Annotated in this window: 17 protein-coding genes; 10 read left to right on the top strand and 7 right to left on the bottom strand. The window is 73.4% G+C overall.

The window, feature by feature from the left end:
* The first annotated feature begins 10 nt into the window (after positions 1-10).
* Complete coding sequence (locus ACGFZ2_RS04350) at positions 11-472, top strand: peroxiredoxin (protein WP_393261841.1); 462 nt, start codon at positions 11-13, stop codon at positions 470-472.
* A 71-nt stretch (positions 473-543) separates the two neighbouring features.
* A complete protein-coding gene (locus tag ACGFZ2_RS04345; protein ID WP_357697340.1) occupies positions 544-1,233 on the top strand; it encodes a hypothetical protein in 690 nt (229 codons plus the stop codon).
* A gap of 57 nt (positions 1,234-1,290) precedes the next feature.
* Here ACGFZ2_RS04345 and ACGFZ2_RS04340 read toward each other — a convergent pair whose 3' ends face one another.
* Genes ACGFZ2_RS04340 through ACGFZ2_RS04330 form a run of 3 tightly spaced genes read right to left on the bottom strand, consistent with a single transcriptional unit; the run spans position 1,291 to position 4,783 of the window.
* Positions 1,291-2,328 (bottom strand): NAD(P)H-dependent flavin oxidoreductase, encoded by a 1,038-nt coding sequence (locus ACGFZ2_RS04340; protein WP_393450049.1) that lies wholly within the window; start codon positions 2,326-2,328, stop codon positions 1,291-1,293.
* Between the two features lie 25 nt (positions 2,329-2,353).
* Positions 2,354-3,352, bottom strand: a complete 999-nt coding sequence (cydB, locus tag ACGFZ2_RS04335) for a cytochrome d ubiquinol oxidase subunit II (RefSeq protein WP_393450046.1) — start codon at positions 3,350-3,352, stop codon at positions 2,354-2,356.
* A 15-nt stretch (positions 3,353-3,367) separates the two neighbouring features.
* Positions 3,368-4,783, bottom strand: coding sequence for a cytochrome ubiquinol oxidase subunit I (locus ACGFZ2_RS04330; RefSeq protein WP_393450261.1), 1,416 nt, complete (start codon positions 4,781-4,783; stop codon positions 3,368-3,370).
* 209 nt (positions 4,784-4,992) lie between these two features.
* On the opposite strand from ACGFZ2_RS04330, the gene ACGFZ2_RS04325 reads away from it, so the two are divergent.
* The 4 genes from ACGFZ2_RS04325 (at position 4,993) to ACGFZ2_RS04310 (ending at position 9,216) form a co-directional block, all read left to right on the top strand.
* Positions 4,993-5,769 carry a lysophospholipid acyltransferase family protein gene (locus ACGFZ2_RS04325; RefSeq protein ID WP_393450043.1) on the top strand — a complete coding sequence of 259 codons (777 nt, stop codon included), beginning with the start codon at positions 4,993-4,995 and terminating at the stop codon, positions 5,767-5,769.
* A 501-nt stretch (positions 5,770-6,270) separates the two neighbouring features.
* Positions 6,271-7,038, top strand: coding sequence for a glycerophosphodiester phosphodiesterase (locus tag ACGFZ2_RS04320; RefSeq protein WP_393261855.1), 768 nt, complete (start codon positions 6,271-6,273; stop codon positions 7,036-7,038).
* A gap of 17 nt (positions 7,039-7,055) precedes the next feature.
* Entirely contained in the window at positions 7,056-8,444 is a 1,389-nt protein-coding gene (locus tag ACGFZ2_RS04315) for an MFS transporter (RefSeq protein ID WP_393450040.1), read from the top strand.
* Between the two features lie 58 nt (positions 8,445-8,502).
* The gene (locus tag ACGFZ2_RS04310) at positions 8,503-9,216 is read left to right on the top strand and encodes a thymidine kinase (protein ID WP_393450037.1); all 714 of its coding nucleotides are present in this window, start codon (positions 8,503-8,505) and stop codon (positions 9,214-9,216) included.
* A 4-nt stretch (positions 9,217-9,220) separates the two neighbouring features.
* Here the strand turns inward: ACGFZ2_RS04310 and ACGFZ2_RS04305 are convergent, their stop codons facing one another.
* The 3 genes from ACGFZ2_RS04305 to ACGFZ2_RS04295 all read right to left on the bottom strand — a co-directional run bounded on the left by ACGFZ2_RS04305 (position 9,221) and on the right by ACGFZ2_RS04295 (position 11,452).
* Entirely contained in the window at positions 9,221-9,679 is a 459-nt protein-coding gene (locus tag ACGFZ2_RS04305) for a hypothetical protein (RefSeq protein WP_393261859.1), read from the bottom strand.
* Positions 9,680-9,851: 172 nt separating this feature from the next.
* Positions 9,852-10,499, bottom strand: a complete 648-nt coding sequence (locus tag ACGFZ2_RS04300; RefSeq protein ID WP_350705562.1) for a response regulator transcription factor — start codon at positions 10,497-10,499, stop codon at positions 9,852-9,854.
* Positions 10,496-11,452, bottom strand: a complete 957-nt coding sequence (locus ACGFZ2_RS04295; RefSeq protein WP_393450034.1) for a HAMP domain-containing sensor histidine kinase — start codon at positions 11,450-11,452, stop codon at positions 10,496-10,498. The genes ACGFZ2_RS04300 and ACGFZ2_RS04295 overlap by 4 nt, the downstream gene beginning before the upstream one ends.
* A gap of 474 nt (positions 11,453-11,926) precedes the next feature.
* Between ACGFZ2_RS04295 and ACGFZ2_RS04290 the strand changes: the two genes are divergently transcribed.
* From ACGFZ2_RS04290 to ACGFZ2_RS04275, 4 genes are all read left to right on the top strand, one after another.
* Positions 11,927-13,225 (top strand): SLC13 family permease, encoded by a 1,299-nt coding sequence (locus tag ACGFZ2_RS04290; protein WP_393450031.1) that lies wholly within the window; start codon positions 11,927-11,929, stop codon positions 13,223-13,225.
* Positions 13,226-13,280: 55 nt separating this feature from the next.
* Positions 13,281-14,807, top strand: coding sequence for a potassium/proton antiporter (locus tag ACGFZ2_RS04285; protein ID WP_393450028.1), 1,527 nt, complete (start codon positions 13,281-13,283; stop codon positions 14,805-14,807).
* The gene (locus ACGFZ2_RS04280) at positions 14,807-15,292 is read left to right on the top strand and encodes a cation:proton antiporter regulatory subunit (RefSeq protein ID WP_393450025.1); all 486 of its coding nucleotides are present in this window, start codon (positions 14,807-14,809) and stop codon (positions 15,290-15,292) included. The genes ACGFZ2_RS04285 and ACGFZ2_RS04280 overlap by 1 nt, the downstream gene beginning before the upstream one ends.
* Positions 15,293-15,355: 63 nt before the next feature.
* The gene (locus tag ACGFZ2_RS04275; protein ID WP_393261874.1) at positions 15,356-15,727 is read left to right on the top strand and encodes a VOC family protein; all 372 of its coding nucleotides are present in this window, start codon (positions 15,356-15,358) and stop codon (positions 15,725-15,727) included.
* 138 nt (positions 15,728-15,865) lie between these two features.
* On the opposite strand, the gene ACGFZ2_RS04270 is transcribed toward ACGFZ2_RS04275, so the two are convergent.
* Entirely contained in the window at positions 15,866-16,864 is a 999-nt protein-coding gene (locus ACGFZ2_RS04270; protein ID WP_393450022.1) for a tyrosine-type recombinase/integrase, read from the bottom strand.
* Positions 16,865-16,971 lie beyond the last annotated feature (107 nt).

Here is a 16,971-nt window from a genome sequence, read left to right as displayed (position 1 = left end):
GAGGTGTGCGGTGGCGGGTGTGGGTGTCGGGGACGTGGTGGAGGACTTCACGCTGCCCGACGAGACGGGTACGCCACGGCGGCTGTCGGAGTTCCTGGCCGCCGGCCCGGTGGTGCTGTTCTTCTACCCGGCGGCGCTGACCCGCGGGTGCACGGCGGAGAGCTGCCACTTCCGGGACCTGGCGGCGGAGTTCGCGGCCGTGGGCGCGCAGCGGGTGGGCATCAGCCGGGACCCGGTGGCGAGGCAGGCGGAGTTCTCCCGGTTGCACGGGTTCGACTATCCGCTGCTGTCCGACCCGGACGGTGTGGTGGCGGACCGGTTCGGGGTGCGGCGGCGGCTGCCGCTGGGCGCGTTGGGCACGCGGCGGATGACGTTCGTGATCGGCACGGACCGGCGGGTGATCGGGGTGGTCCACAGTGAGCTGAACATGAACGCGCACGCCGACGCGGCGCTGCGGGCGCTGGGGGGTTGATCTCGCGCGTGTCGGGGCCGGCTGGTATCAAGGCAGGCGTCTGAACAGGTGTACGAGGGAAGAGGTTGCTGATGGGTGGCGCTGGCCAGGGGTTGTCCGACGAGGACGTGCGCACCATCCGGGAGGCGTTGGCGGCGGGGCGGAAACCGAAGGTGGTGTTCACCGCGTCGGCGGGCCAGATCGCCGGGCAGGTGGGGCAGGTGGTGGAGCTGACCGACCCGGCGGCGTCCGACGAGTTCGTGGTGGTCCGGTTCGGTCGCGACGAGTTGCCCTTCTCCCCCGCCGACGTGGCGGTGGCGCCGCGGGGCGTGGGCCGCAAGGTGGCGGAGCCGCAGCCGGAGCCCGAGCCGGCGCCGGTGCCGGCGGAGCCGGAGTTCGTGTTGGACCGGGCGCCGGTGCCGGCGCCGCGGGAGCAGCGGGAGGAGCCGAAGGTGGAGACGGCGGAGGCGAAGCCGGCGCGGCGGCCGGTGAAGGCGGCGAAGCCGAAGGGCCCAACGGGGCTGACGGTCACGCTGGCGTACGCCGACGGCGAGTGGACGGTCGCGGCGCAGCAGGGCAGCAAGTCCCTGGCGAAGCCGTACGTGGTCAAGCCGGCGGAGGCGCTGCGGATGGTGGCGCTGGTCGACGTGCCGGGGGTCCACGAGGCGGTGGAGCAGATCATGGCGGCGGAGCGTGCCGAGGCGGAGCAGCAGGCGGAGAAGCTGCGCGCGGAGCTGGCCGAGATCGAGGCGCGGCTGGCGGAGTTGCGCGAGGCCCACTGAGCGGCGGGCGCCGGCGGGGCGGGTGGCGGTGGCGCCGTCGGCCCGGCCGGCGCCCGGTCAGAGCGTCGCGGTCAGCCGCTCGACCACGGCGGCGGCGGGGCCGGTGGTGGCGTGCCGGTAGCCGGTGCCGGCCCACAGGTGCACCCGGTCCGCGTGCCCGGCCGCGGCCGCCGCCGCGCGCATGCCCCGGGTCAGGTGGTGCAGCTCCGGATAGCCGAGCGGCGCGACGGGCTCGTACCGGTCGATGAAGGCGTTGCGCAGCCCGCGCGCCGGCCGGCCGGTGAAGGCGCGGGTGAGCACGGTGCCGGTGCGGGCCGGGTCGGCCAGGGCGTCGCGATGGGTGCGGCTGGCCCCGCTCTCGTCGGTGCGTAGCAGCAACGTTCCGACGGCCACCGCGGTGGCACCGGCGGCGACCAGGTCACGGACGTCGTCGGGGCCGGCGACGCCGCCGGCGGCCACCACCGGCAGCCCGGTGGCCCGGAGCACGTCGTGGACCAGGGGGCGGGTCGAGGTCGGCGGGGCCGGCCGGTGCGGGGTGTGGGTGCCGCTGTGCCCGCCGGCCTCGGTGCCCTGGGCCACCAGGCCGTCGACGCCCAGCTCGCGTGCGGCGAGCGCCTCGTCCACCGAGGTCACCGTGACCAGCACCCGGGTGCCGGCGCGGCGCAGCGCGGTCACCGCCGCCGGGTCGGGCAGACCGAAGGTGAAGCTGACCACCGGCACCGGGGCAGCCAGCAGCAGGTCGATCTTGTCCGGCCAGTGGTCGTCGTCGTGCACCAGCGGCGCGCCGGCCAGGTCGAGCCCGTACGGTGCGCCCTCGGCGGCGATCTGGTGGGCGTACCGGCGGAAGGTGGTCTCGTCGATGTCGCGGGCACCGGGCACGAACAGGTTCACCCCGTGCGGCGTCCCGGTGGCGCGCAGCTCGGCCAGCTCGGCGGCGACCGCCTCGGGGGTCTTGTAGCCGGCGGCGAGGAAGGCGAAGCCGCCGGCCGCGGCGACGGCGCGGACCAGGGCGCAGGTGGTGGCGCCCCCGGCGAGCGGGGCGGCGACGACCGGCGTCGCGCTGCCGAACAGGTTGGTCCACGCGTCGCCGGTCATCACCTCACCCTAGTCCCGGGCCGGGTCAGTGCTGCGGGATGTGGGCCACTCCGATGCGCTTGCGGAACACCCAGTACGTCCAGCCCTGGTAGGCCAGCACGATCGGGGTGAACACCACCGCCACCCAGGTCATGATCTTCAGGGTGTAGGGGGTGGAGGCGGCGTTGGTGGCGGTCAACGTCCCCGCCCCGTCCAGGGTGGACGGCAGCACGTTCGGGAACAGCGCCGCGAACAGCGTCGCCACGGCCAGGCCGATCGCCACGGCGGTGCCGGTGAACGCCCAGCCCTCCCGGCGTGCCCGGGCGGCGGCGAGACCGCCGAGCAGGGCCAGCGCCGCGCCGACGGCGAACACGACGGCGGCCGTGCTGGAGCGGATGGTCAGCGTCCAGGCCAGGAACGCCACGGCGAGCACCGCGGTGGCCACGCCCAGGCGCACCGCGAGCGCGCCGGCACGCTCGCGGATGTCGCCCACGGTCTTCAGCGCGAGGAACACCGCGCCGTGGGTGAGGAACAGCGCCGCGGTGGTCACGCCGCCGAGCAGGGCGTACGGGTTGAGCAGGTCGAGCAGGCCGCCGACGTACTCGTGGTCGGCGTCCAGCGGCACGCCGCGCAGGATGTTGGCGAACGCCACGCCCCACAGCACCGCCGGCACGAGCGAGCCGACGAAGATCGCCGTGTCCCAGCGCCGCTTCCAGGACGCCTCGGAGCGCTTGTGGCGGTACTCGAAGGCGACGCCGCGGGCGATCAGGGCCAGCAGGATCAGCAGCAGCGGCAGGTAGAAGCCGGAGAACAGGGTGGCGTACCACTCGGGGAAGGCGGCGAACATCGCGCCGCCAGCGGTGATCAGCCACACCTCGTTGCCGTCCCAGACCGGGCCGATGGTGTTGATCAGGACGCGGCGTTCCCGGTCGTTGCGGCCGAGCACGGGCAGCAGCATGCCGACGCCGAAGTCGAAGCCCTCCAGGATGAAGTACCCGGTGAACAGGACCGCGACGAGCAGAAACCAGATGGTGGTGAGTTCCACGGTGGGCTCCGGTGATCAGTAGGCGAAGGCGAGCGGGCGCTCGGCGTCGTCGTGGCTGTCGTCGATCTGGGGATCCGGGGTGAGGTCGGGCACGCCGGCCCTGGCGTAGCGCAGCAGCAGCTTGACCTCGATCACGGCGAGGGCGGCGTAGATCAGGGTGAAGGCGGTGAACGAGGTGAGCACCTCGGTCATCGACACGCTGCGGGACACGCCGTCGCGGGTGAGCATCTCGCCGAACACGATCCACGGCTGGCGGCCCATCTCGGTGAAGATCCAGCCGAAGGAGTTCGCCGCGAGGGGCAGCAGCGGCATGGCCAGGCCGGCGCGCAGCAGCCACCTGCTGGCCGGGGTGCGGCCCTTGCGCTGGCTCCAGAGCACCAGCAGCGCGATGGCGGCGGCGGCCAACCCGAAGGCGATCATGAAGCGGAAGCTCCAGTAGGTGACCGGGATGATCGGGGCGTAGTTGCCGGCGCCGTACTGGGTGGCGTACTGGGCCTGCAGGTCGTTGATGCCCTGGACGGTGCCGTTGGGGTCGCCGGTGCCGAGGAACGACAGCAGGTACGGGATCTTGAGGGCGAACAGCTCGCGGCTGCCGTCGAGGCTGCCGACGGTGAGCACGGAGAACGAGGCGGGCGACTCGGTGGTGTAGAGCCCTTCGGCGGCGGCCATCTTCATCGGCTGCACCTCGGTCATGATCTTGCCCTGGATGTCGCCGGTGATGATCACGCCGGCGGTGGCGACCAGGGTGACCCAGGAGCCGAACTTGGCGGCGAACCGGTAGGCCGGGGTGTCGGCCGAGTCGCGGTTGCGGATCAGGTGCCACAGCGCGACCGCGACCAGCAGTGAGCCGGCGACCAGGAACGCGCCGGCGATGGTGTGCGGGAAGGTGACCAGGGCGACCTTGTTGGTCAGCACCGCCATGAAGTCGGTCAGTTCGGCGCGGCCGGTGTCGGGGTTGATCCGGTAGCCGACCGGGTTCTGCATGAACGAGTTCGCCGCGAGGATGAAGTACGCGCTGAGGTTGCTGCCGATCGCGGCGGCCCAGATGGCGGCCAGGTGCAGCCGCTTGGGCAGCCGGTCCCAGCCGAAGATCCACAGGCCGATGAAGGTCGACTCCAGGAAGAACGCGACCAGCGCCTCGATGGCGAGCGGCGCGCCGAAGATGTCGCCGACGAAGCGGGAGTAGTCGCTCCAGTTCATGCCGAACTGGAACTCCTGCACGATGCCGGTGACCACGCCCATGGCGAAGTTGATCAGGAAGAGCTTGCCGTAGAACTTGGTGAGCTTCAGGTACTTCTCGTCGCCGGTGCGGTGCCACATCGTCTGCAGGATCGCCACCAGCACGGACAGGCCGATGGTCAGCGGTACGAAGAGAAAGTGGTAGACGGTGGTGACACCGAACTGCCAGCGGGCGACGTCCAACGCGTCCACCAGAAACCCCCAGCTGTGCATACTACGAGACGTAGTAAATACTACTTCTCGTCGTAGACGAATGGGCAGGGGCGGGGGTCCCTAACCGACCCGGGACCAATGACCCTGATCACCTCTGCCGAACGGCCCCGACGGTCGCCGCGCCGTCGGGGCCGAACCGACTCCCCCGCCCCCACCACCCGGCCCGCGCGTGCGACCATTGCCGGCTGATGGACACCGCCCACCCGACGTGGCAGCCCCCGCTGATCTGGCGCGCCGCGCAACTGCTCGCCCGCGCCGTCGTCGCGCTCGTGGCCCGCCTCGAGGTCAGCGGGGACATACCCGAGACGCTGCGCCGGGGCCCGCTGATCCTGGCCGCCAACCACATCAGCCCGTTCGACCCGGTCGTTCTCGCCGCCGCCTGCCGGGCCCGGGGCGTCGCCCCCCGGATCATGGCCACCGGCGGGCTGTTCCGCACCCCCGTCATCGGCACCGCGATGCGCCGCGCCGGGCACATCCGCGTCGACCGGGGCACCAGCGCCGTACACCGGGCCCTCGACGACGCCGCCGCGGCCGTCGCCGGCGGCTCGGTGATCCTGGTCTACCCCGAGGGCCGCATCGGCCTGGACCCCGGCATGTGGCCCGAACGCGGCAAGACCGGCACGGCCCGCCTCGCCCTGGCCTGCGCCGCGCCGGTGATCCCGGTCGCCCAGTGGGGGTCGCACGAGGTGGTGCCCTACCGCGCCCCGAAGGGTCTGCTGCGCGGCGTCGCCCGCGCGATGTGGCGGCGCCCCGTGGTCCGGGTGCACTTCGGTGACCCGGTCAACCTGGGCGACGTCACGCCCGTCACGCCCGGCGCGGCCCGGCACGCCACCGACCGGATCATCGACGCCATCACCGACGGCCTCGTCCCGCTGCGGCCCGACGAGCCCGACCGGCCCCGCCACGTCGACCCCGGCCGCCCCGCCGACACCAGCCGCTCGCACCGCCGCCGCCCGACGTCCTGAACCCGAGTCTCGTCCCGGCCGCAGCCGGAGCGCGCCCGGAGCGCGCGCCGCGCGCCGCCCGCCACCCCACGCGGCGGCCGCCTTGTCGTGCGAACCTGTCCTGCCACCCGAATCGTCACTCAGCGCACAGGCGGTCACTCCCACTGGAGGACCCCTGTCGGCCCCTTTGCTCTGCACCCATCGACGCACCGGCCACCGAGAGTGAGACCCGTGGACAGCGGCCAGCGCCAAGCCCCGGGGAGAACCCGCAGGCCAACGGGGTGGTGCGCATAGGGCTGCAGAGCAAAGGGGCAGAACCGGCACCCGCCCGGACCTGACGCCCCCGCACACTGAGTAATCCATGCGGCGTGACAGCCTGTGAGCGAACGACCGGCGCGACCGTGGGTTCGGCGCACGCCCGTGGGCTTGCGCGGCGGCCGCCCCGGAAAGCGGTCCGCACCGGCGATCAACGGTCACGGGCTGGTCGCCGCGCGGCAACCGGAGACCGGCATACTGCGTCGCGTGCTGACCCGTCACCCCTACCTCGACGCCCCCGCGCCGCTGGCCTTCGCCCACCGCGGCGGCGCCGCCGAGGGCGACGAGAACACCGCCGCGGCGTTCGCCCGCGCGATCGGGCTCGGCTACCGGTACGTGGAGACCGACGTGCACGGCACCGCCGACGGCGTGGCGGTGGTCTTCCACGACGCCACCCTGACGCGGGTCACCGGCGAGCCGGGGCGCATCGCCGACCTGCGCTGGGCGGACCTGGCCTCGGTACGCGTCGGCGGCGCCGCCGTGGTGCCCCGCCTCGACGAGGTCCTCGACGCCTGGCCCGGGGTCCGGTTCAACATCGACGTCAAGGCCGACGGCGGCGTCGACCCGACCGTGGCCACGGTCGGGCGCGCCAACGCCGGCGACCGGGTGCTGCTCGCCTCGTTCAGCGACGCCCGGCTGGCCCGGCTGCGCGCCAGCACCGGGGGCCGGATCGCCACCAGCCTCGGCATGCGCGGGGTGGCCCGGCTGCGGATGGCCTCGCTGACCGGCCGGGCGCTGCGGCTGCCCCCGTCGGTCGTCGCCGCCCAGGTGCCGGTGCGCTACGGGCGGGTGCGTGTGGTGGACCGCCGGTTCCTGCGCTACGCCCACCGACTCGGCCTGCAGGTGCACGTTTGGACGATCGACGAACCTGCCGAGATGCACGAGTTACTTGATCTTGGTGTGGATGGCATCATGACCGATCACGTCGGCGTGCTGCGCGACGTCTACCGCAGCCGCGGCCACTGGGCCGCCTGAGCGCCGAAGGACCCCCGATGGCCGAGACCGCCACCCCCACGGTCGGCGACACCCCCGCCCCGGCGAGCACCCGCCGCGAACGCACCGGCTGGTACTTCTACGACTGGGCGATGTCCGCCTTCTCCACCACGGTGATCACCGTGTTCCTCGGCCCGTTCCTGACCACCGTCACCGAACTGGCCGCCGGCTGCGAACTCGGCGCCGACACCTGCACCGGGTACGTGTACCCGCTGGGCATCAAGGTCGCCGCCGGCTCGTACTTCCCGTACCTGGTGTCGTTGTCGGTGTTCCTCACCGTGTTCGTGCTGCCCGTCATCGGGGCGGTCGCCGACCGGTCGGCGCACAAGAAGCGGTTGCTCGCCGCGGCGGCCTTCACCGGCGCCGGCGCCACCGTCGGCATGCTCTTCGTCACCGGCGACCGGTACCTGCTCGGCGGGCTGCTGTTCCTCGTCGCCAACATCGCCTTCGGCGCCGGCGTCGTGGTCTACAACTCGTTCCTGCCGCAGCTCGGCGGCCCCGACGACCGTGACGGCATCTCCAGCCGCGGCTGGGCCCTCGGCTACCTCGGCGGCGGCCTGCTGCTGGCACTCAACCTGGTCGCGGTCAGCATGCTCGGCGAGGAGGGCAACCACCAGCGCACCCTCGACCTGGCCCGCTGGTCGATCGTGTCCGCCGGGCTGTGGTGGGCGGCGTTCACCCTGGTTCCGCTGCGCTGGCTGCGCGAACACCCCACCGCCGCCGCGCTGGCCGGCGGCAACCCGGTCACCGACGGGTTCCGGCAGCTCGGCCGCACCCTGCGGGAGATCAAGGCGTACCCGCTGACGCTGTTCTTCCTGCTCGCGTTCCTGATCTACAACGACGGCATCCAGACCGTCATCGCCCTGGCCAGCCAGTACGGCACCGAGGAGCTGAAGCTCGGCCAGAGCACCCTGATCGTGACCATCCTGCTGGTGCAGTTCCTCGCCTTCGGCGGCGCGCTGCTGCTCGGCGCGCTCGCCACGCGCATCGGCGCCTGGAAGACCGTCCTGATCAGCCTGGTGCTGTGGACCGGGGTGATCCTCGGCGCGTTCCGGCTGCCCGCCGAGGCGCCGCTGCCGTTCATGGTTCTCGGCGCGGCCATCGGCCTGGTGCTCGGCGGCAGCCAGGCGCTGAGCCGGTCGCTGTTCAGCCAGCTCATCCCCGCCGGCAAGGAGGGCGAGTACTACGGCTTCTACGAGATCAGCGACAAGGGCACGAGTTGGCTCGGCCCGCTGGCCTTCGGCCTGGTGTTCCAGCTGACGTCCTCGTACCGGGTGGGCCTGGTCTCCCTGCTCATCTTCTTCGTCGTCGGGTTCCTGCTGCTGCTGGCCGTGCCGATCCGCCGCGCGATCGTCGCCGCCGGCAACACCCCGCCCCGGGTGCTGTGAGGCAGCGCGGACCGCACCAACCTGATCGGGGGACGTCGATCAGCTAGGCTGCCCGACCGTGACCGACCACGCCGCCGCCCCGACCTGTCTGGCGCGCCCGCCGCTGGGCCCCGACGACTCCCCCGCCGGGTGCGCCGCGGCGCGGGGCGTGGACGGGCGTCCGCTGCACGCCGCGGCGTTGAAGTTCTTCTGGGGGCCGATGGACTGCGGCAAGTCCACGATGGCGTTGCAGATGAACCACAACCACGCCCGGCAGGGCCGCCGTGGCCTGGTCACCACCCGCATCGACCGCTCGTTGGGCCCGCAGGTCACCACCCGCATCGGGCTGGCCCACGAGGCCGTCGAGGTCACCGACGGCCTCGACCTGCGCACGCTGGTGCGCGACACGTGGGCCGAGGGGGTCCGCGTCGACTACCTCATCTGCGACGAGGCCTCCTTCTACAACCTGGAGCACATCGAGCAGATGGCCGAGCTGGTCGACAGCTACGACGTCGACGTGTACGCGTTCGGGCTGGCCACCGACTTCCGATCCTGCCTGTTCCCGGCCGCGCAACGGCTGTTCGAACTCGCCGACGAGGTGGCCCGCATCCAGGTCGAGGTGCTCTGCTGGTGCGGCCGGGAAGGGCTGCTCAACGCCCGGGTGGTCGGCGGGCGGGTCGTCCGCGAGGGCGAACAGGTCGTCATCGGCGACACGGTGGACAGCGCCGAGGTGCGCTACCAGGTGCTGTGCCGGCGGCACTACCGGGCCGGCGAACTCGGCCCGCGCCGCTGACCCGTCAGTACGGGTCGCCGCACACCCGCCAGTCGCCGCCCTCCCGCACCACCGACAGCTTCCGCTCCTCGGTCAGCCCGCTGTCGCGGGTCAGCCGCACCGTCACCGTGCCCTGCGGGCGGCCGCCGCGCGTCGCCACCGACACGTCGAGGATCTCGTAGCCGCTGACCACCGGCGGCGTGCGCAGCCAACTGGTGAACCCGATCGGGCTCCACCGGGAGCGCGCGTCGGCGCAGAGCCGGTCGTACGCGCCGTCGGTGTCGCCCGCGGCGACGGAGCGCAGGAACCCGTCGGCGGTCTCCCGCACCGGACCACTGGCCTGCGTGACCACCTGCACGTTCCAGGCGCCCAGCCCGGCCACCCCGACGCAGCACAGCAGCACGGCGACGCCCGCGAACACCAGCCCGGTGCGCATCGGGCGGCGCCGCCGGGCCGGCCGGCTCCACGGCTGCTCAGCGCCCACCCGTCGACCGTAGAGAACCGGTGGGGCCGCCCGCAGGAAAAGCCGGCCCGGCCCGGACGGGCGCCCCGTCGTCCCTCCGTCGGCGCGTGCCCCGCGAGCCCGCCGACGCGCCCACCGTCGGCGCGTGCCCGCCGACGCGCCCACCCGGAAGGGCCCGCTCCGCCGGGCCGCCTCACGGCTCGATGAGGCCAGCCCGGATGGCGTAGCGGGTCAACTCGAGCCGGTCCCGGAGGCCGAGCTTCTGCAGCAGGTTGGCCCGGTGCCGTTCGACGGTCTTGACGCTGATGAACAGCAGGCGGGCGATCTCCTTCGACGAGTGGCCCTCGGCGACGAGCTTGAGGATCTCCTCCTCCCGTTCGGTGATGGCCCGCGCCGGCAGGCTCTCGCCCCGGGCGGTGCGTTCCAGATAGGTGCGGATGAGGGCGTTGATCGCGCCGGGATAGAGGAACGGCTCGTCGCGTACGGCGGCGCGGCAGGCCTCCACCAGGTCACGGTCGGCGACGGACTTGAGCACGTAGCCGTTGGCGCCGACCTTGAGGGCCTCGAAGAAGTACTGCTCGTTGTCGTACATGGTCAGGATGAGGATGCGCAGGTCCGGCTGCTGCCGGGACAGCTCCCGGGCCGCCTGCAGGCCGGTCATCCGGGGCATGGCGATGTCGAGGATGGCCAGGTCGGGGCGCTCGGCCTGGGCCAGGGCGACGGCCTCCGCGCCGTCGCCGGCCTCGGCCACGACCGTCAGGTCCGGTTCGCTGTCGAGGATGAGCCGGACCCCCCGGCGCACCAGGGCGTGGTCGTCGGCGAGCAGGATGCGGGTCGTCACGGCCGGCCGTCCCGGTCGGTCAGCGGCACCCGCAGCCGCACCTCGGTGCCGCCGGCCGGGCCGGGGGTCACGGCGAGCGGGGCGCCGATGAGCAGGGCCCGCTCGCGCATACCGCGGATGCCGGCGCCCTCGGCCGCGTCGCCGATGCCCCGGCCGTCGTCGCGGATCCGCAGCTGCACGTGGTCCGGCTGAGCGGCCAGGGACACCTCGACGGTGGTGGCCCTGGCGTGCCGGACGGTGTTGGTGAGGGCCTCCTGGGCGACCCGGTAGATCACCAGTTCGGCCTCGCCGTCGAGGGCCGGCAGGTCCGCGCCGAGGTGCAGGCGCACGGCCAGCTCGGTGTGCCCGGTGACCTCCGTCACGAGCGCCTTCAGGGCGCTGATCAGGCCGAGTTCCTCCAGCACCCCGGGGCGTAGCCGGCGGGCGATGCGGCGGATCTCGTCGAGGCTGTCGCGGGTGGTCTCCTGCACCTGGGCGAGCTGCGCGCGAACCGGGTCGGGCGCGTGGCGGGCGACCTGTTTCAGTTCGAGCAGGACCGCGGTCAGCGTCTGGCCGACCTCGTCGTGCAGCTCCTGGGCGATACGGCGGCGCTCGGCCTCCTGGGCGGACAGGGCGGCGGCCGCGCTGGTCGCCCGTTCCGCCTCCAGACGGTCGATCATGGCGTTGAAGGCGCGGATCAGCTCCGCGATGCCGGCCTGCCCGGCCGGGACCGGGCGCGGCTCGGGCTGGAGCAGGTCGATGGTGGTCATGGCCCGGGTCAGGCGGCGCAGCGGCGCCAGGCCGACCCGCAGCAGCGCGGCGTTGGCGACCAGCATCGCGGCGAGGCCCACGGCCAGGACGACGGCCTCGGTGAGCAGCACCGGGGTGGAGACCGTGACCGGGCCGAGCAGCAGCAACGTGGCGGTCACGAGCACCGCCGCGTTGAGCAGGAAGATCCGCCAGAACAGCGACACGACGACGCCTCCCCTCCCCGGTCCTGGTGCCCCGCCGGCCCGCGCCGACATCGGCAAATTGTTCGCAGGCCGGCGGGCGGTCACGCTCCGCAGCGGTCCCCTCTTCATGATCCAGCCTGCCCGGCGGCGCGCGTGGTGTAAATGCGTGCCCGCACCCATTTAGCCGCCGCGACCTGCCGCGACGTGCGCCGGGCGGGGCCGCCGGCGGGGCGACGGCGGCAAATGGGTGTCAGCCCCGATGTCGGCCCGCACCGGGCGAATGACCATGAAGACAGGCCCGGACGCCCGGGCCCCACTCCTGCGCACCCGGACGCACCGCCTGCCGGTGCGCTGCCCCGTTGCGCCGAACCCCTCCTGGGAGGACCCCGTGAACCGTCACCTGGTGCTGTCAGCACCCGTGCCACCGGAAGCCGCGATCCTCGCCTGTGGGCACCGGCCCACCAGCACGGAGAACGGCCCGCCGGGCGGGCGCCCGTGAGCGTCTGGCCCGCCCTGGCCGCGACCGCCATCTTCGTGGTCGCGTTCGTGTTCATCGCCACAGAGAAGATCAACCGGGTCGCGGTGGTGCTGGGCGCCGCCGGCCTGATGGCCCTGCTCGGGCTCGTGCCCGGGTCGCACGTGTTCTACGAGCAGCACGCCGGCATCGACTGGGACGTCATCTTCCTGCTCCTCGGCATGATGATCATCGTCGGGGTGATCAAACAGACCGGGGTGTTCGAGTTCCTGGCGATCTGGGCGGCACAGCGCTCGCGGGGGCGCCCGTACCGGCTGATGGTGCTGCTCATGGCGATCACCGCCGCCCTGTCGCCGTTCCTGGACAACGTCACCACCGTCATGCTGGTCGCCCCGATCACCATCTCGGTGTGCCGCCGGCTGGGCGTCCCCGCCGCGCCGTACCTGATCGCCGAGGTGCTCGCCTCCAACATCGCCGGCGCCGCGACCCTGATCGGCGACCCGCCCAACATCATCATCGGTAGCCGGGCCGGGCTGAGCTTCAACGACTTCCTGGTGCACATGGCGCCGGTCACGCTGCTGATGTTCCTCGCGTTCCTGGTGCTGGCGCGGGTCATGTTCCGCCGCTCGTTCGTGCACCACCCCGAACGGTTCGAGGCCGTACGTGACATGGACGCCCGCGCCGCCATCACCGACCCGAGGATGCTGGTCCGCTGCCTGGTCGTGCTCGGCCTGGTGATGGCCGGGTTCATGCTGCACACGGTGATCCACGTCGACGTGGCCGTCGTCGCGCTGCTCGGCGCCGGGCTGATGGTCCTGGTGACCCGGGCGGACACGTCGGCCTACCTCGCCGAGGTCGAGTGGCCGACGCTGGTCTTCTTCACCGGGCTGTTCGTGATGGTCGCCGGCCTCACCGAGACGGGGGTGATCGGGCTGATCGGGGAATGGGCCAGCGACGCCGTCGGCGACAACTACCTCACGGCGGCCACCGGCCTGATCTTCGGCTCGGCGGTGCTCGGCGCGTTCTTCGACAACATCCCCTACACGGCGACCATGGCGCCGATCGTGGAGAACCTCGTCGCCGGCGCCCCGGATCCCGTCACCGGCGAGGCGCTGTGGTGGTCCTTCGCCCTCGGCGCCGACCTGGGCGGCAACGGCACGGCCGTGGCGGCCAGCGCCAACATCGTCGTGCTGGGCATCGCGGCCCGCGCCGGCGAGCCGATCAGCTTCTGGCAGTTCACCCGGTACGGCATCGTCACCACGGTGCTGACCACGGTGATCGCCTGGGGTTACGTGTGGCTGCGCTACTTCGCCGCGTAGCCGGCCCCCCGGGCGGTCGCGACGACGCGCCCGGGGCGGGCGCGAGGGGGTCGACGTGAACCTCGGCGAGCTGTACGTGACGCTGGCCGTCGGCACCGGCGTGGTCCTGGCCAGCGTCGGCGCGGCCCGGCTGGCCACCCGGCTGGGCATGCCGGTCCTGCTGGCGTACCTCGGCGTCGGCCTGCTGCTGGGCCAGGACGTCGCCGGCTTCCCCTTCGACGACGCGGCCCTGGCGCAGGCCCTGGGCCTGGCGGCGCTGGCGGTCATCCTGGTGGAGGGCGGCCTGACCACCAGGTTCAGCGACGTACGCGGCGTGCTGGCGCCCGCGTCGGTGCTGGCCACCGTCGGCGTGTTCGTCAGCGTCGCGGTCACCGCGGGGGCGGCGTACCTGCTGCTGGACGTCGACTGGCGGATGGCGCTGCTGCTGGGGGCGATCGTGTCGTCCACCGACGCGGCGGCGGTGTTCTCCGTCCTGCGGTCGGTGCCGCTGCCCCGACGACTGACAAGCCTGGTGGAGGCCGAATCGGGGCTCAACGACGCCCCGACGCTGATCCTGGTGCTCACCTTCAGCGCCGCCACCCTCGACACCGTCGCCCCCCTGCCGCTGATCGGCACGATGGCCTACCAGCTGGTCGCCGGCGGCGCGATCGGCGTGGTGACCGGGGCGGCCGGCGTGTGGCTGCTGCGGCGGCTGACCCTGCCGACCTCCGGCCTGTACCCCATCGCGACGGTCGCCTGCGGAGTGCTGGCGTTCGCGGTCGCCGGCCTGACCCAGACCAGCGGGTTCCTCGCCGCCTACCTGGCGGGGCTGGTGCTCGGCAACGCCGGCCTGGCACACCGGCGAGCTACCCACTCGGTCGCCGAGGGACTGGGCTGGATCGCCCAGATCGGCCTGTTCGTGATGCTCGGCCTGCTGGCCACGCCCAGCGAGCTGCCCGCCGCGATCGTCCCCGCGATCGTGGTCGGCACGGCCCTGCTGCTGCTCGCCCGGCCCGCGTCCGTGCTGGTTTCGCTGGCCGCGTTCCGCATCCCCCTGCGCGAACAGGCCTTCCTGTCGTGGGCCGGGCTCCGCGGCGCCGTGCCGATCGTGCTGGCCACCATTCCGGTCGTCGCGGGAACTCCGGGCAGCGAGCAGGTCTTCAACATCGTCTTCGTGCTCGTCGTGGTGTTCACGGTCATCCAGGCGCCCACGCTGCCCTGGCTGGCGCGCCGGCTCCGCCTCGCGTCGCGCGACGTCGGGCCCGACCTGCAGATCGAGCTGGCGCCGCTGGACGCCATGGACGCCGACCTCATCCACGTCACCGTCGAGGCCGGCTCCCGCCTGCACGGCGTCTACCTGCCCGAGCTGCGGCTGCCGCCGCCCGCCGCGACCACCCTCGTCGTCCGCGGCGACGACACCTTCGTGCCCGACCACCACACCCGGCTACGCGTCGGGGACCAGCTCGTCGTGCTCACCACCCCACCCGTACGCGACGCCACCGAACGGCGCCTGCGGGCCGTCGCGCGCGCCGGGCGGCTGGCCACCTGGTTCGGCGAGACCGGCCAGGCGCACACCGCACCGTCCCAGGACAGGAGGCAATGATGCAGATCGAACGTGTCCCGCTGCCCGGCATCGGCGTCGGCTACACCGTGCACACCCGCGAGGGGCGGTTGCTCGGGGTCATCTGCCACCGCGGCGGGCGACGCGACCTCGTCCTGTACGCGCCCGGCGATCCGGACACCGTCGAGCGGTCGCTGTCGCTCAGCCCCGCGGAGGCGCAGGAGGTGGCCGAGCTGCTGCACCCGGTCGCCACCGTCGACCACGTCACGCACCTGGAGCGGCACCCCAAGGCGATCAGCGTCGCCGAGCTGCCGGTCACGGCCGCGTCGCCCTACGACGGCCGGCCCCTGGCCGAGGCCGTCGCGCGTACCGGCGGTGTGACCGTCATCGCCGTGCTCCGCGCGGGCCGGACGATCACGGCACCCGGGGACCGGCACGTCCTCGCCCACGGCGACGTGCTGGTCGCGGCCGGAACCCAGGAGGGCATCGGCGCGCTGAGCCGCCTGCTCGCCCTCGCGGACCCGTAGACCGCCGCGAGGTGGGCGCGTACCTGACAGTGGATGTCAGGTACGCGCGGCAGACTGTCGGGCATGACAGTCACCGCCGACCTCGCCATGGTCAACCTCGACAGCCCCGACCCCGTCGCCCACGCCGCGTTCTGGCAGCGCGTCCTCGGTGGGGAGATCACCCACAGCCAGCCGGAGTACGCGATGGTCACCGCCGGGGGCGTGGCCGTGGGCTTCGGCCTGGTCGAGGGGTACCGGCCGCCGTCCTGGCCGGACGAGGACGCCGGCAAGCGCTACCACCTCGACCTGTACGTCGACGACCTCGCGCAGGCCGAGAAGGAGTTCGTCGCCGCCGGTGCCACGAAGCCGGACTTCCAGCCCGGCGGCGACCGGTGGGTGGTGCTGACCGACCCGGCCGGGCAGCCGTTCTGCATCTGCCCCCGCCCGCAGGGCTGACCCAGTCCAGGCGGCGGCCACCCGCAGGGCGGCCGGGCCTTCCGTGCCCTCGTCCGACTGCGGCCCACGGCAGGCGCCCGGTGGTGCGGCGCGCGAAGGAAACGCCGCGCGGCACCACCGGGCGCGCAGACGTCGGTGTCAGCCGCGGCGACGGGCCCGGGCCGCCCAGATGGCGTACGCGGGGTCGCGGTCGAGGTTGTGCCGGTCCCGGTCGTAGCGGCGGGTGGTGCGCGGGTCGGCGTGGCCCATCGCGTCCTGCACGTCCTCCAGCGGGACCCCCTCGGCCCGGGCGGTGGTGGCGAAGGCGTGCCGCAGCGAGTGCGGCGACAGCTTCGCCCAGGCCGCGATGCCGGCCGCCCGGGCCAGCCGGCGCACCAGCCGGAACACGGCGTGCCGGTCCAGCCGGGCACCGGTCGCGGTGACCAGCAGCGGGCCGGTCAGCTCGTGCACCGCCACGCCCTGGGCGGCAGCCCGCTGGGCCAGGTACGCGTCGACCGCGTACGCGGTGCCGGGGGTCAGGGCGCGGCGGCGGGACTTGCCGCCCTTGCCGACGAACCGGACGCTGCGGTGGCCCCGCTCGGCGCCGAGGTCGGTCAGGTCGAGCGAGACCAGCTCCCCGACGCGCAGCCCGAGGTCGGCCAGCAGCGCGATCGCGGCACGGTTGCGGGCGGCGGTCGGCCCCGTGTCGGCCTCGGCGGCGGTGAGCAGCGCGTCCACCTCCTCCGGGCTGAGCCCCACCGTTGCCGAGTGGTCCCGGTCGATGCGGGGCCGATCGGCGCCGGCGACCGGGTTGGCGTCCACGGCCCGCAGCTTGACCAGGAAGTCGTACCAGCTCGACAGGGCCGAGAGCCGGCGGGCGACCGTGGCCGGGGTGAGCGGCTTGCCGCTGCGCGCGGCCAGCGTCGCCTCCAACCCCCGGGCGTACTCGTTGACGTGCAGGAAGTTCGCGTGCAGCGGGTCCAGCTCACGGGCGGCGCACCAGGCGAGCCACCCGGCGACGTCCCGCCGGTACGCGTCGCGGGTGTGCTCGGACAGCCGCCGGTTGCGCAGCCACGCCTCGGTGAAGTCGGTGGGCCCGACGGGCAGGGCCGGCGGGGGCGACTGGCGGGACCGCGCCGGGACGTTCGGGGACAGCATGTGAAAAAGGTTCCCAGCTCCGGCTGGCAAACGGGAGGAGGCGCGCCATACGTGATCGGCACCGCCGCCGGCTCGTCGACCATCCACCAGCGCCGGCGGAAGCCGAC

This window comes from Micromonospora sp. NPDC048063, assembly GCF_043202855.1.
Classification (GTDB): Bacteria; Actinomycetota; Actinomycetes; order Mycobacteriales; family Micromonosporaceae; genus Micromonospora.
Note: the sequence above shows the minus strand (reverse complement) of the source record. Positions and strands in the feature narration are given on the sequence as shown.